This window comes from Affinibrenneria salicis, assembly GCF_008710095.1.
This window is the reverse complement of record NZ_VYKJ01000005.1, coordinates 341,441-354,731: the sequence shown is the minus strand read 5'-3', so window position 1 is coordinate 354,731 and position 13,291 is coordinate 341,441. Positions and strand designations below refer to the sequence as shown.

Sequence of the window (13,291 nt, the reverse complement as noted above, 5' to 3'; positions counted from 1 at the left end):
AACTTCGGGCGAAGGCTTAAGACGCTCAGGGGCCTGACACCTTACGAATTCATCTGTAAACAGTGGACATCCAAGCCAGAGCATTTCAAAATGGATCCGCTCCATCAAATGCCGGGACTAAACACCTGGTTAATACTATCAATGTGATGTGATTCAGGTATTGTTCATATTACCCATTAATGAATGGGACAATCCTGGGATGCAAACGTCAAAAACAGCATCAATTTGCCGCACGTGTTCAGTTATACCCCCAAACAGCATGCGTTACGTACTGCATAACTCTGCATGACCTCCGTTAAAAATGGGGTGATACCCTTCAATCACACTGAACAATGGAATATCTATCATTGCGTCTTATTTGCCCCTGATGCGCAAATTCAGGTCGCCTGAGGCGGTAAGGCCGCAAAAATTCTCGATTTGAGAGCGATAAAATGGTGATATCATAAGGAAAAATTAACTATGTAATTATGAAGTTGTGAATATGATTCAGTGTGAAATGGACTACAACACGGTAAGCACAGACGGAAAAACAGTAAAATTGCTGTGTTATGGCGTAGGAACTTTTGATGTGTTCTCTGGGGAAAAATCCACAACAAATATTTCTGAATGTGCGTTCAAGGATAAAGCAGCATTGCCTCCCGGCAACTATTGGATTGTCGACCGCCCGACAGGTAGTTTTGCTAATCGGGTGTTAAGCGCCATCAAGGATTGGAGAAATGGGACAGATCACAGTACATGGTTTGGCCTCTACGACAGCCAGACGATGAGTGATCATGTGTTTGTAAATGGTGTTGATAGAGGGGGGTTTAGAATCCACCCATTACGCCCGGATGGCAGCGGAGAATCATGGGGATGTATCACGTTTTCTACCGTGCCCCAGTTTGAAGTGTTGCGCCGCGCTCTTTTGACAACCCAAAAGGTGAAATTGAAGTCAGGCATTATGGCATATGGACAGGTTGTTGTGAGCGGGAGGACAGACTATGAAAACTGCCGCATCAAGTAGCCGCTTGAGCCGGGTGCTCTTTTTCATTGGTCTCTATCTTGCCTGTCTGGCGGTGGTTTTTTTTGTAACTCCGATTTGGCGGTTGCTTGAGAAACTCTCCTATCGGGTTGATGATCTGCTGAATGTTACCGGTGTCGCGATGGCTGACGGAGAGTATGACCCAGCCGGGTTATGGGTTTTGTTTGGCGTTCCGCTTTTGGTTGCAATCGTAATATTTCTACTGTGTGGAAAAAGCAAACGCTAAGGCACCCTGTAATCGCGCTGTCGTCATGTTGCGGGCCGATGATACCTACCTGCGCCATAGTTCACGCCGTTAAGCGAGTAAAATCGTTAACAGGGTGAACTATGGCGTAGGCAAAACAAAATCGGTGAGAAAGACATTCCGTAATCCATATGCCGCGGAATTAAAGCGTAGATCTGTTGCATTACTGACCGAAAGCGTGCCCGTAATAACTGGAAAAACGTTGTCGGGAGAAGGTCGATGTCGCGTTCTGCCGTGAGCCTCGTTTATTCCCGTCTATACCGGGCAAGAGTTGGGAATTCGCCGCCTTAAAGTCAAAATTGCCGAACCGGAATGAGGATAGGTTTATCCTGCAAACGCGGCGGCGTTCCTGATGAGATAAAGCCGCTGAAATGCGTTATGGCCGCTCAATTATCGGCGTTCCATGAGGTGACGCTGGCTGTCAGTAATGGATGTTGCGTCTTGATAATTTCTTGATGAAACATGGACAGAATCTGGATATGAAGCTGGTTTAATTCTGTCTATACCCGTGATCCTTCAGGTTGCAGGTGCGCTGGCTGCGTTCGCTTATCTGAGTAAGCGCATTGGGATTAATGAGAGACATCCTGTTTCTTACCGAAGGCCAGCCGTTGGCTGGTCAAGTTCGTTGCCGACGAATTTGACCCTTGCTTGCCGCCTTGCTGCAACTCGAATGACTGAGGATATCTTTCATTAGGGGAGTGCCATGTTTTTTGAGGTCTGTATTTTTTTGTTTCTGTTTTTAGCTGTGTGTGCGGCGCCAGTATGAATAAATGTGTATCCATTTTTATTTCAGGTTGTGCGCCAGACCTGTTTTCGTGTTGTATACCCGCCATCCTTCAGGTTGCAGATGCGCTGGCCGCGCTCAACTATTCGTCCCATCCCAGAGCCGTCGCCAGCGGCGTTCAAATTCGTTGCCGGCGAATTTGACCCTCTCTTGCCGCATAGCGAAACGCATTCATGCGTCTCGCCCATAAAGCAGTAACGGATATGTTGTGCAAAACGATAATGTTTTGTTCTGCAGTTCGAGTGATTTAGGGCGTATTCACAAAGCAGTAAATAATTATTTGATTTACAAAATGGAATCATAAAATGACAGGCGTTTTTTTTCGTGACCGTTATAAATGGAGTTCCCTGTTCCGGTTGCTGCTATTTTTCTGGTATTTTTCATGTATGCTACAGCTGGTTATCCTGTTTTCCGGGCATAGCGGTTTCAACGGGCTACGGGATGCCTTGTTATATAGCCTGTTATGGCTTATTCCGCTGCTTTTCTTCCCTCGTCAGACTCGCCTTATTGCCTTGTTGCTCGGCGTTTTTTTGTGGATTACGGCCTGCGTCGCGCTGGGGTATTATCTTATTTACGGGCAGGAGTTTTCGCAAAGCGTATTATTCGTCATTTTTGAGTCGAATAGTAAAGAGGCTGGAGAATATGCCAGTCAGTACCTTAGTTTCAGACTAATTGTCGTTATTCTGAGCTATACCGTTGCTGCTGTTTACCTGTGGACGCGGATACGCCCGCTGTATTTATCCACGCGTTATCGCTTTATTATCTCATTGCTGATTCTGACCGTACTGTTTGGCATTCCCGTCTATGACAAAATGATAAAACAGCATTTGCCGGGAGACGACGCTATTAGCTATCTTGCCGGGCGCATGGGCACCACCGCGCCATGGCAATTTGTCGGCAGTTATCTGGAATATCGGCACCAGTTGACCAGTATGGAAGCCATGCTGCAACAAAATGCCGCGTTGCCGCCATTAGCTAATCTGAAAGACGCCAATGGCGACGTTCCCCGCACGCTGGTGCTGGTGATCGGTGAGTCCACCACCCGTAGCCGAATGAGCCTGTACGGCTATTCCCGGCCCACCACGCCCCGGCTAGAGGCATTAAGTAAGACCGATTCTAATCTGACGGTGTTTAATAATGTGGTGGCGCCGCGGCCTTATACTATTGAGTTATTGCAACAGGCGCTGACATTTGCCGATCAGCAACAGCCGGATCGTTATCTTAGCCAGCCATCTTTGATGAATATGATGAAACAGGCCGGATATAAAACGTTCTGGATCACCAATCAGCAGACCATCACCGAACGCAATACGATGCTGACGGTTTTTTCGCAGCAGACAGACCGGCAATTTTATCTGAATAACCAGCGAACACAGAGCGCCCGACAGTATGACGATGTCGTGCTGGCGCCCTTTGATGAAGTATTGCGCGATCCGGCCGAGAAAAAATTTATTGTGGTTCACCTGTTGGGGACGCACATGAAATATCTATACCGTTATCCGGAGCGTTATCAGCGTTTCAATGACCGGACGGGCATTCCCACGCTGCTCAGTGACCAGCAGGCCGATATTTATAATAGCTATGACAATGCGGTGTTATATAACGATTTTGTCGTCAGCAGTTTGATCGAAACTTTCGCCCGTCATAAGCCCAATGGTTTTCTGCTCTATTTTTCCGATCACGGCGAAGATGTGTATGAAACTCCGCCGCATAACGTGCTGGGCCGTAACGAAGGCGCTCCCACTCGGGCTATGTATACTGTCCCGTTTATTTTGTGGCAGTCGCCGGAATGGCAAAAAAGTCATCCCCGTCAGTACGCCGCGTATACTGATCGGCGATACAGCAGCGCTCACTTGATCCATACCTGGGCCGATCTAGCGGGCTTGAGTCATGAGCTGTATGAACCGCAAAAGAGTCTGGTCAGTCCGGATTTCAGACCGACTGAACGCTGGATAGGGAATCCGTATGATAAAAACGGACTAAGAGATTTTGATGCGCTGCCGTCAGCGGTAAACGAATAAAAACGGCAAACGAGTAAAAGACGGCGGTTGGTGTATAGCCTCTGCCGTCGCCGTTCATTGCGCTGCTGACGAAACGTCGCCGCGTATCGATTACCGGAACCTTGCTGCACGCGGCATCAGCAACGCGGCTCGTTTCATCGCGCGTCTGTTATTGGCGGGCCGGCGCCGGGTTGAGAATCTCACAGCGGTGGTCCTGAATTTCTTCAGCGGAGGCGCGCGTGAACGGCAACAGGCTCAGGCGGGTCGCCAGCAGCAGAAAGTCGCCGCCCGGCAATCCGGTCATGGCCATGCCATAATGGCCCATATTTTCCCGCGCGCCGTCAATGCCCTGGGCCAATGACTGGAACGCGCCCTGCTGATCCAGCTCGCTGGCGCTGATGCGGCGCGCCAGATAATCGTGCCCCAGTAATCCGCCCGGCAGCGACTGCCATTGCTGGTCAACACTGTCCGCCAGCTGCGCTAAACGATGTTTTACCGTTGGCTGCAGGCAGGAAATATGGATATGCAGTTGATTCTGCGTGCGGCCGTATTCTGAGTTGATCGTCAGCGAGATAACGCTGTCATCGATCGGTTTGCCGTACTTATCCGCCATGAAATGGCGAGCCTGCCAGGCTCGGGCAAAAAAATTGGGCGCGTGCGGCGCCAGCAATAACGGACTTTCGATGCCGGTAATTTTAGCGCTGGGTATCAGCAAATATTGAAGCGGACCGTTGCGATCTTTGAGCACCACGAAGCCGTCCTGTTCATTCACCTGGATACAGGGAGCCGGGTTATGGTTTGTTTGCTGATTGGGCAGGCATTGCTGGCTGACGATGTGCCAGAGCGCATCCGGGTGGGCGGGTTTCCACCAGGCATAGGCGACCCAGGCGATAGCAACCACTATCAGGAATGGCGTAAGTACAAACAGCGAACGGCGCAATCTCATTATCGTAACCAGTTAATGAATTAAAACAGCAGGATATGCCCGCTTTGTGACAGGAATATCACCATGCGGCGGCAGCCGCAGTCATCAGCGCATTGCCGCGATGGCACGGTTTTTTATCGCAGGCTGGTCGGATAAATCGGGCATTGACAGGGGAACGCAACCCATGATTAGCCGCCAGCCAGCGCGCCTGTCCGGGACGCAGGGAGGCAGGGCGGCTGTTACGTTATACCAAAAGGCTGCGTCGGTAAATGACCGGGAATCATCAGGTTAATCGCTGTGTCCGCCGCAGGCGGCGGCGCTTATTCCTCCATTATTCCCGCTGCTGGCTTAATTTACAGCAATAACCACTTTGCCCGTATGCAGCCGCCGATCGAAGTAGCGCCATGCCTCCAGAGCATCGTCGAAGTCGAATACGTGGCTGATTACCGGCTGCAGCCGGCTGAACGACAGCGCCCTGTTCATCTGCTCAAAATCTTGCCGGCTGCCGACGCTAAACGGTCTTATCGTCGCGCCGCTTTTGAACAGCGTGAAAAAATCAATGGGTTGCGCGCCCTGCGCGACAAATCCCAGCAGTGCGATTTCGCCGCCGGCGGCGCAGGCGCGCAGGGAATTTTCCAGCGTCGCCGGGCCGCCCACTTCAACGATACGCTGCACGCCTTCTCCGTCGGTTATTTCGCGTACCTGCCTGAACCAGTCCGGGTGATCGAGATAATTGACGATGTGGTCCGCGCCCAGCGAGGTCAGCAGCCGCGCTTTTTCTGCGTTTGAGGTCAGCGAAATAACCATTAGCCCCATTATTTTCGCCAGCTGCACGGCGAATAGCGCCACGCCGCCGGTGCCCTGGGTCAAGACCGTTTCTCCCGCTCTCAACTGGCGGGATTTCATCAGGCTATTCCAGGCGGTTACGGCGGCGCACGGCAAGGTCGCCGCCTGGGCAAAACTCAAATAAGCGGGAAATTTCACCAGCGATGCTTCGTCAACGACCTTGTATTGCGTCAGCCAGCCGTCTGACTGCGTGCCATAAGCCGCGCGCCCGGCCGCCTCTGTCAGATCGCCGGCCGTCCAGTACGGAAAGAAGGAACCGGCGACGCGATCGCCCACGCTGAACCGGGTGACCGCTGCGCCGGCCATCACCACCTCTCCGCTGCCATCGGACAGCGGAATGAGCCCTGCTTGCGGCGAGAGCGTGCCGGTGCCGTACAGCAGGGCCAAATCGCGATAGTTTAAACTGCAGGCCCGTACCTTGATCAGCAGTTGATTGCGGCCCGGTTCGGGGATGTCTTCTTCGACCCGCTGTAAATGTTCAATGCTTCCGAATGACTGCAGACGATAACTTTGCATCGCTTTCCCTCTGTTTGTTCAGTAAGTGGCTTTAGATTAAACAGAACAGCCTGTACGATGAATAACTTAAAAGCCTTATTTATAGTCTCATCGTCCATAATTATGAAGGGAGACCGGGATGGATCCACTTGATGACGTTTTTGCCGCTATGCACCTGAACAGCGCGCTGTATTCACGTCTGGTCGCCGGCGCGCCGTGGGGCGTCAGCTTTGTTAAAAGCGGCTCGATTCGCTTTGGCTTTATGATTGACGGTCAGGGATGGCTGGATGTTGCAGGCGAGGAGGCGCCGATAAGATTAAAAAAGGGCGAAGGGTTTATCGTCCAGCCGGACACGCTGTTTTCCCTGCGCGACGCGCCGCGGACGCCGACATTATGGTGCGAAGAAATTTTCGCTGAATGTGCGGGCACAACCGCGTCGTTTGGCGGGGAAGGCGATGAGGCCGAAATCATGTGCGGCTATTTTACTTTCGATAAAGCGGGCGCCGCGCCGTTATTATCGATCTTGCCGCGCGTGGTGATCCTGGCCGCGGACGAGCGGCGTTCCCCGTTATTGCAGTCGGCCTTTGAGCTGCTGGCGCTGGAAACCGCGCAGGAAAATTTAGGCGCGCGGATCGTGATAAGCCGGTTAGCCGATATTGTTTTTATTCAGGCGATTCGCGCGCACTGTCTGCGAGCACAGCCGCATCACGGCTGGATTGCCGGCCTGACGGACGCTAAGCTGGGCCACGCGATACGGCAAATGCATCAGCATATTGCGCATCCGTGGACGGTCGACGAGCTGGCCGAGCTGGCCGGCATGTCCCGCTCCGCCTTTTCGGCGCGCTTTAAAAGCGTGACCGGAGACACGCCGCTGGGATATTTGACTCACTGGCGCATGTATCGCGCCCGCTGTTTGTTACGGCAACCCGCACTGCCGCTCAGCGCGATCGCTGAACGGGTGGGCTATGATTCAGCCGTGACATTAGGGCGCGCGTTTAAGCGTTTTCAGGGGCAGACGCCGGGCGACTATCGAAAATCCGCGCTTTGTTAACCGGGGGCGAAAACGAGTTATGGCAGAGTGACGGCGGCTAACAGCGCGATACGGCTCGGAAATCGGCTCGCGGCGCGAGAGGGTCAGTCAACGATAAATAATTTCGCGCCTTTCGGCGAAGAGGAACGGTGCGCCTCGGCGTTATCGGCCACCTGGTAGCTGACTCCCGGGCTGAGCGTGAATGTTCTGCCGTCATCCAGCTCCGTGCGCAGTTCGCCTTCCAGACAAAACAGAATATGGCCTTTTTTACACCAGTGATCGGCCAGGTATCCGGCGGAATATTCAACCAGTCTGACTCGTATATTGCCGAACTGCTGAGTTCGCCAGGTGGCAACGCCCTGATCGCCCTGATGAGTGGTTGGTTCGATTTGTTGCCAGTGAGTCAATCCAAACGGCAGGTTATCTATTTGCATACTCTCTCCCTTGTACGACGAGTGAAAAACAAAGATGTGGCATTCGCGTGCGGCGCGTTGTCAGCGCGTGGGAATGGCGCGGCGGCCTTTCCTTCATCCGCATCGTTATGAATATTTAACACATTCTGCCGGGAGAAGATATTGATGTCGGCCGGAGAGGGGCATTGCGCTGTCAGCAGGGTTCCGGTTCAGTCGTCAGACGAGCGATGACGGCGAAGCGCGCCGGCCGGTCAGACAGGCGTGCGAATGCGACCGTACCGCGCCGCTTCAGCCGGCCGGCGCGGCAGCCGGAGGCGCCGCACGGCGCTAAACCAGCCAGCGGCTGCGCGCCAGGCTGACGGCGCCGCTGGCGCCGTTAAAGTCCGAAGAGCCGGCGGCAATAAACCGTACCGCGTCATGGGGCAGCGGGCGGCGCAGATGGCGCCGGGTACGGGCTATCAGCTCATCCAGCGGAAACCCCGGCATGTCCATAACCCCGCCGCCGAGGATCACAGCGTGCGGATCGAACAGGTTGATACTGGCGGCGATCGCGCGCGCGGCGTGCGCCAGAAACGCATCGATAAACGGATCGTTGCGGCTGTACAAAAACAGTTCGCCAAGCGCATAGCGGCGCGGCGTCTGTTCATACCAGCGGCGCAGCGCCACGCCGGAACAGACGGTTTCCAGACAGCCATGATTGCCGCAGCCGCACTGCAGCCGGTCGTCTCCCTGCGGGATATGGCCGAGTTCGCCCGCCACGCCGTGCGCTCCGGTCCAGGGCGCGCCGTTCAGCCAGATGGCGAATCCCATGCCGGTGCCGAGGTAAGCCGCCAGCACCACCGCGTCCTCCAGGCCGTTTTCATGCACATCGTAAGAAAGCTGCAGGTTGACGTCGCGCGCGAACAGCACCGGGCAGCCCAGCGCCTGCTCCAGCCGTTCCGCCAGCCCGCTCAGATCGTCGGGCGTGAGCGGCAGATTGGGCGTGGAGATGATGGTGCGTCCATCGTCGCCGACCAGCGCCGGAAAGCCCATCATCAGGCCGCGGCACCGGGCCTGGTGACGACTGAATAACTGATGCAGGCGCGCGCTCAGCCCCTCCACCAGCCCGCCGGCGATGGTCTCCGCGGTGGACAGCTTCTCGCTCAGGATGATGTCTCCACGAGCGTTTTGCAGGCAGAAACGGATATGGGTGGCGCCCATATCCACCCCTGCAGCCACGGCAAGCCGATCAGACATGGGACGCCACCTCGCGTTTCGCCTGGGCGATCTGTTGCGACATGGTGTCCCAGGCCGCGTCGATATCCGGCGCGTAGCTGAACAGGCCGGAGGAGCCGACGATCAGCACGTCGGCGCCCGCTTCAATCAGCCGCCGCCATGTGCCCTGGTTGCAGGAGCCGTCGATTTCGATTTCATAGGCCAGCCCTTCGCGCGCGCGCCACGCTTTCAGCTCGGCGATTTTTTCCAGCATTTCCGGGATGAACGGCTGGCCGGCAAAGCCCGGATCGACCGTCATCACGGTGATCTTGTCGGCTTTGTGAATGTAATACTTCATCGATTCGACTGCCGTTTCCGGGTTGAGAATCAGGCCCACTTTCATGCCGTGCCGGCGGATCTCATCGATCAGACGGAAGGCCTGACCATTGATGGTTTCGGGGTGCAGGGTAATGAAATCGGCGCCGGCCGCGGCCAGCGAGGCGATATAGTCCTGCGGCCGGGTCACCATCAGGTGGCAGTCGAGCGGCTTGCTGGCCAGCCGGCGCACCTGGCTGACGAAGAACGGGGACAGCGTCAGATTCGGTACAAAATGGCCGTCCATGATATCGATATGAAAATAGTCCGCGTGGCGATCGATGAACTCGATCTGCTCTTTGAACTTCAATAAATCCATACACATCAGAGAGGGGGATATTTTCATCATAAACTCCTTACTTGCTGATCAGCCGATCCAGTGCGACAGCGGCGATAATCAGCCCGCCCATCACCACCAGTTGGTAGTAGGTTTGTACTTGCAGAATATTCAGGCCGTTATTGATGGTGCCGATAATCAGACCGCCGATAACTACGGAGAAGATGCGCCCTTTGCCGCCGAAGAAACTGGTGCCGCCAATGATGGCGCTGGCGATGGCGTAGGTCTCGAATCCCATGCCGGCCAGCGGTTCTGCCGCGCCCAGCCGGGCGGTGGAGACCACGCCGGCCAGTCCGGCGCAGATACCGGAGATGATGAACACCACCAGCATGTGAAACTTCACATCAATACCGGAATAGAAGGCGGAGTTTTTATTGCCGCCCAGCGCGTAGATGTTGCGGCCGAGCCGGGTGCGGGAGGTAAGGAACCACAGCAGCACGGCGATCGCCAGCGAGAAGATCACCGGCACCGGGATGCCGATAACGCTGGCGGCAAAGAAATTCACGAATTCGAAGGAGAAGCCGTACACCGAGTTGGCGTCCGAAATCACCAGCGTAATGCCGCGAAAGATGGCGTTGGTGCCCAGCGTGATGATGAACGGATGCAGCCCCGTCCAGTTCACCAGACAACCGTTGATGGCGCCGAGCGCGCCGCCCACCACCACGCCGCCGATCAGCGCGGCGGACAGCGGGTCAAACCCGGCCAGCATCAGTTTGGCGGTCACCATGCCCGACAGCGCCAGAATCGCGCCGACCGACAGATCGATGCCCGCCACCAGGATGGCGAAGAATTCGCCCATGCCGATGAGCACCGTCACTGAACTCTGCACGAAGATCTGCGTGATGTTATTGGCGGTCAGGAAATATTCCGTCGACAGCGTGCCGAAGATCGCCACGATAATCGCGAGAATGAAAAACGTGCCGTATTTGTCCCAGAAAAGGGCGAAGTTGAACGGTTTCTTTTCCGCCGGGTCGCCTTTCACTCTTGAGGTAATGCCCATGCCATAATCTCCTCTTCGCTGATGTCGTCGCGATTAGCCAGGATTTGCGTTAGTCGTCCCGCGCAGAACACCGCAATGCGGTCGCAGACGGTAATAATTTCAGGCAGTTCCGAGGAGACCATCAGGATGACCTTGCCCTCGTCCGCCAGCAGGCGCATCACTTTGTAGATTTCGGCCTTAGCCCCTACATCAATGCCGCGCGTGGGTTCGTCGAAGATGATGACCTCCGGGCTACAGCATAACCATTTGGAAATCAGGACTTTTTGCTGATTGCCGCCCGATAGCTCGGTGATGTTCTGGTCGACCGACTGGCACTTCAGCGCCAGCAGGGCGCGCTGCTGTTCGGCGGTCGCGCGTTCCTGCTGCGGCCTGAATAGCCCGAACGCGCCTTTGTAGCCGCCGTCCTTCAGACTTCGGCTGATCGCGATGTTCTCCGCGATGGAAAAGTTGGCGAAGAAACCGTTCTCGCGCCGGCTTTCGGTGATGTAGGCCATCCCTTTTTTCAGCGCGTCGAGCGGAGAGCGCGGAGTAATAGGCTTGCCGTGCAGCAGGATTTCCCCCTGGCTGCGTTTGTCGACGCCGAACAGGCAGTTCATCAGTTCGGTACGCCCCGAGCCGACCAGGCCGGCGAAGCCGAGGATTTCGCCCCGGCTGACCGAAAAGGATATATCACGCACCTTCTTTTTATCGCGGCTGGTGACGTGTTTCACCTCGAACACCGTATCGTGCGCAATGTTGCCGGCGTTCTCTTTCAGCGCCATAAAGCGGTTTTGCAGTTCGCGGCCGACCATCAGGCGCACAATGTCGTCGTTACTGACGTCCTTGACCATGCCGCTGCATACGCTGCTGCCGTCTTTCATGACCGTATAGCGGTCGCAAATTTGACGTATCTCATTCAGCTTGTGCGAGATATAGACGATCGCGCAGCCTTCTTTGCGCAACTGTTTCATGATTAAAAACAGATAATCCACCTCTTTGCTGGTCAGCGAGGAGGTCGGTTCGTCCATAATAATTACTTTGGCGTTCAGCATCAGCGTTCTGGCTATTTCCAGCATTTGTTTATGGCTGATGGATAAATTCGCCACTTTTTCGTCGAGATCCACTTTCAGCCCGACGCGTAATAACATCATGGCGGCGCGCAGACGCATCTCTTTCCAGTCGATAATATTAATGCCGAAGATTTTTTTCGTCAGGTGACGACCTATATACAGATTCTCCAGTACCGTTAATTCATCAATGACGCTTAATTCCTGATAAATAATGCCAATACCTAATTGCGCGGCGAGTTTATGGTCCAGTTTGTTATATTCAACATTATCAATGGCAATCGCGCCTTTGGTCGGATCATATATTCCCGATAATATTTTCATTAAGGTTGATTTACCGGCGCCGTTTTCACCTAATAACGCGTGAATCTCATGCGTATAAATAGTTAAATCAACCGACTTCAATGCGTGAACCGGGCCAAAGGATTTGCCGATCCCCGCCATACTGATATAAGGCGTGGCCATAGGAGATACCCTTCATCTGTCAGGCTGCGGTGATGGTGGCTGAATCCCCCCGACGACGGGCGAACGGGGGGAAGGCGAATTACCGGGTAATCAACACCGAGTCGACCAGTTTAAATTCCGGCTGTTTATCCAGCGCGATCACTTTGCCGGATTTTTCCGCAGCAATCAGCAGGCGCAGACCGGCGGCGCCGATATCCGCCGGGTTTTGCGCCACGGTGGCGGTCATTTGCCCGGCTTCCACCATTTTGCGCGCTTCAGGAATGCCGTCGGTGCCGACCACCAGCACCTTGCCGGTTTTACCGGCGTTGGTCACCGCCTGCGCCACGCCCATCGCCATGGTGTCGTTGGCGCAGTAGAAGGCTTTCAGATTCGGGTTGCGCTGCAGCACGTTGGTGGCCACGTCCAGCGCTTTGATGCGGTCCCAGTCGGCGGGCTGACTGGCGACCAGCCGGATGGCGCCGGCTTTCTGGAAAGCGCCGGTCGCGCCCTGACGGCGCGCTTCGCCGGAGGCGTTGCCGGCTTTCCCTTCGATAATCGCGACTTCGCCCCCTTCGGCGCCCAGTCGCTCGATAATGAAGTCGGCCGCTTTGGCGCCGACCGCCACGTTATCGGTGGTGACGAACGCTTCTACGTTGCCGCCGGCTTTTTTCAGGTTGTCCATATCGATTTTTTCATCGAGGTTGACCAGATAGATGCCCTTTTTCCAGGCGCGCGCCACCGGCATGACCAGATTTACCGATGACAGCGGAGCGAAGGCGATGCCTTTATAATTTTTATTGCTCAGGTCCTCGAATAGCTGCAGCTGCGACTGGAAATCCCCCTCCGACGGCGAAGCGAAAATATCCACGTTGACGCCCGAGGCTTTCGCCTCGTCTTCAATGCCTTTTTTCATATCCACCCAGAACGGATTGGACAGTGTTTTTAATATCACGGCGTAATCGGCGGCGGCGAAAGCGCTGGTGGATAACATGACGCCGACGGCTGCACCACTGAATAACTTCAGAAGTTTGTTCATCGTTTTATTCTCACTGTAGGGTAAGCGTTCGGTTTATAGCGGCCGGATTTTAGGCTTGCCTTATCTTAAATCTGACCGATATCGCTTTTCAGTTTGTATGC

At 54.8% G+C, this 13,291-nt stretch carries 12 protein-coding genes; 4 read left to right on the top strand and 8 right to left on the bottom strand.

The genetic code is table 11. From position 1 onward, the window contains the following. Nucleotides 1–481: 481 nt before the first annotated feature. From FJU30_RS12690 to cptA, 3 genes are all read left to right on the top strand, one after another. Entirely contained in the window at nucleotides 482–1,003 is a 522-nt protein-coding gene (locus tag FJU30_RS12690) for a DUF2778 domain-containing protein (protein ID WP_150435327.1), read from the top strand. Beyond that, nucleotides 981–1,247, top strand: coding sequence for a hypothetical protein (locus FJU30_RS12685; RefSeq protein WP_150435326.1), 267 nt, complete (start codon nucleotides 981–983; stop codon nucleotides 1,245–1,247). The genes FJU30_RS12690 and FJU30_RS12685 overlap by 23 nt, the downstream gene beginning before the upstream one ends. A gap of 1,107 nt (nucleotides 1,248–2,354) precedes the next feature. Beyond that, nucleotides 2,355–4,070 carry a phosphoethanolamine transferase CptA gene (gene cptA / locus FJU30_RS12680; protein ID WP_150435325.1) on the top strand — a complete coding sequence of 572 codons (1,716 nt, stop codon included), beginning with the start codon at nucleotides 2,355–2,357 and terminating at the stop codon, nucleotides 4,068–4,070. A 148-nt stretch (nucleotides 4,071–4,218) separates the two neighbouring features. Here cptA and FJU30_RS12675 read toward each other — a convergent pair whose 3' ends face one another. Beyond that, a complete protein-coding gene (locus FJU30_RS12675) occupies nucleotides 4,219–4,995 on the bottom strand; it encodes a CDP-diacylglycerol diphosphatase (RefSeq protein WP_150435324.1) in 777 nt (258 codons plus the stop codon). A gap of 327 nt (nucleotides 4,996–5,322) precedes the next feature. After that, nucleotides 5,323–6,336, bottom strand: coding sequence for a zinc-dependent alcohol dehydrogenase family protein (locus FJU30_RS12670; RefSeq protein ID WP_150435323.1), 1,014 nt, complete (start codon nucleotides 6,334–6,336; stop codon nucleotides 5,323–5,325). 118 nt (nucleotides 6,337–6,454) lie between these two features. Here FJU30_RS12670 and FJU30_RS12665 point away from each other — a divergent pair, with 118 nt between their 5' ends. Continuing rightward, entirely contained in the window at nucleotides 6,455–7,366 is a 912-nt protein-coding gene (locus FJU30_RS12665) for an AraC family transcriptional regulator (protein ID WP_150435322.1), read from the top strand. Nucleotides 7,367–7,449: 83 nt separating this feature from the next. Here the strand turns inward: FJU30_RS12665 and FJU30_RS12660 are convergent, their stop codons facing one another. From FJU30_RS12660 to alsB, 6 genes are all read right to left on the bottom strand, one after another. After that, nucleotides 7,450–7,779 carry a DHCW motif cupin fold protein gene (locus FJU30_RS12660; RefSeq protein WP_150435321.1) on the bottom strand — a complete coding sequence of 110 codons (330 nt, stop codon included), beginning with the start codon at nucleotides 7,777–7,779 and terminating at the stop codon, nucleotides 7,450–7,452. A 306-nt stretch (nucleotides 7,780–8,085) separates the two neighbouring features. After that, entirely contained in the window at nucleotides 8,086–8,994 is a 909-nt protein-coding gene (gene alsK, locus FJU30_RS12655; RefSeq protein ID WP_150435320.1) for an allose kinase, read from the bottom strand. Beyond that, nucleotides 8,987–9,673 (bottom strand): D-allulose 6-phosphate 3-epimerase, encoded by a 687-nt coding sequence (gene alsE / locus FJU30_RS12650; protein ID WP_150435348.1) that lies wholly within the window; start codon nucleotides 9,671–9,673, stop codon nucleotides 8,987–8,989. Before alsE ends, alsK begins: the two co-directional genes overlap by 8 nt. Nucleotides 9,674–9,683: 10 nt before the next feature. Then, complete coding sequence (gene alsC, locus FJU30_RS12645; RefSeq protein ID WP_150435319.1) at nucleotides 9,684–10,664, bottom strand: D-allose ABC transporter permease; 981 nt, start codon at nucleotides 10,662–10,664, stop codon at nucleotides 9,684–9,686. Next, nucleotides 10,643–12,175, bottom strand: a complete 1,533-nt coding sequence (alsA, locus tag FJU30_RS12640) for a D-allose ABC transporter ATP-binding protein AlsA (RefSeq protein ID WP_150435318.1) — start codon at nucleotides 12,173–12,175, stop codon at nucleotides 10,643–10,645. The genes alsC and alsA overlap by 22 nt, the downstream gene beginning before the upstream one ends. 79 nt (nucleotides 12,176–12,254) lie before the next feature. After that, on the bottom strand, nucleotides 12,255–13,190 hold the full coding sequence (gene alsB / locus FJU30_RS12635; protein ID WP_150435317.1) for a D-allose transporter substrate-binding protein: 936 nt from the start codon (nucleotides 13,188–13,190) through the stop codon (nucleotides 12,255–12,257). Nucleotides 13,191–13,291 lie beyond the last annotated feature (101 nt).

Coding starts and splice junctions, on each gene's coding strand:
- FJU30_RS12690 (WP_150435327.1), top strand. CDS start 482: ATGATTCAGTGTGAAATGGACTACAACACGGTAAGCACAGACGGAAAA.
- FJU30_RS12685 (WP_150435326.1), top strand. CDS start 981: ATGAAAACTGCCGCATCAAGTAGCCGCTTGAGCCGGGTGCTCTTTTTC.
- cptA (WP_150435325.1), top strand. CDS start 2,355: ATGACAGGCGTTTTTTTTCGTGACCGTTATAAATGGAGTTCCCTGTTC.
- FJU30_RS12675 (WP_150435324.1), bottom strand. CDS start 4,995: ATGAGATTGCGCCGTTCGCTGTTTGTACTTACGCCATTCCTGATAGTG.
- FJU30_RS12670 (WP_150435323.1), bottom strand. CDS start 6,336: ATGCAAAGTTATCGTCTGCAGTCATTCGGAAGCATTGAACATTTACAG.
- FJU30_RS12665 (WP_150435322.1), top strand. CDS start 6,455: ATGGATCCACTTGATGACGTTTTTGCCGCTATGCACCTGAACAGCGCG.
- FJU30_RS12660 (WP_150435321.1), bottom strand. CDS start 7,779: ATGCAAATAGATAACCTGCCGTTTGGATTGACTCACTGGCAACAAATC.
- alsK (WP_150435320.1), bottom strand. CDS start 8,994: ATGTCTGATCGGCTTGCCGTGGCTGCAGGGGTGGATATGGGCGCCACC.
- alsE (WP_150435348.1), bottom strand. CDS start 9,673: ATGAAAATATCCCCCTCTCTGATGTGTATGGATTTATTGAAGTTCAAA.
- alsC (WP_150435319.1), bottom strand. CDS start 10,664: ATGGGCATTACCTCAAGAGTGAAAGGCGACCCGGCGGAAAAGAAACCG.
- alsA (WP_150435318.1), bottom strand. CDS start 12,175: ATGGCCACGCCTTATATCAGTATGGCGGGGATCGGCAAATCCTTTGGC.
- alsB (WP_150435317.1), bottom strand. CDS start 13,190: ATGAACAAACTTCTGAAGTTATTCAGTGGTGCAGCCGTCGGCGTCATG.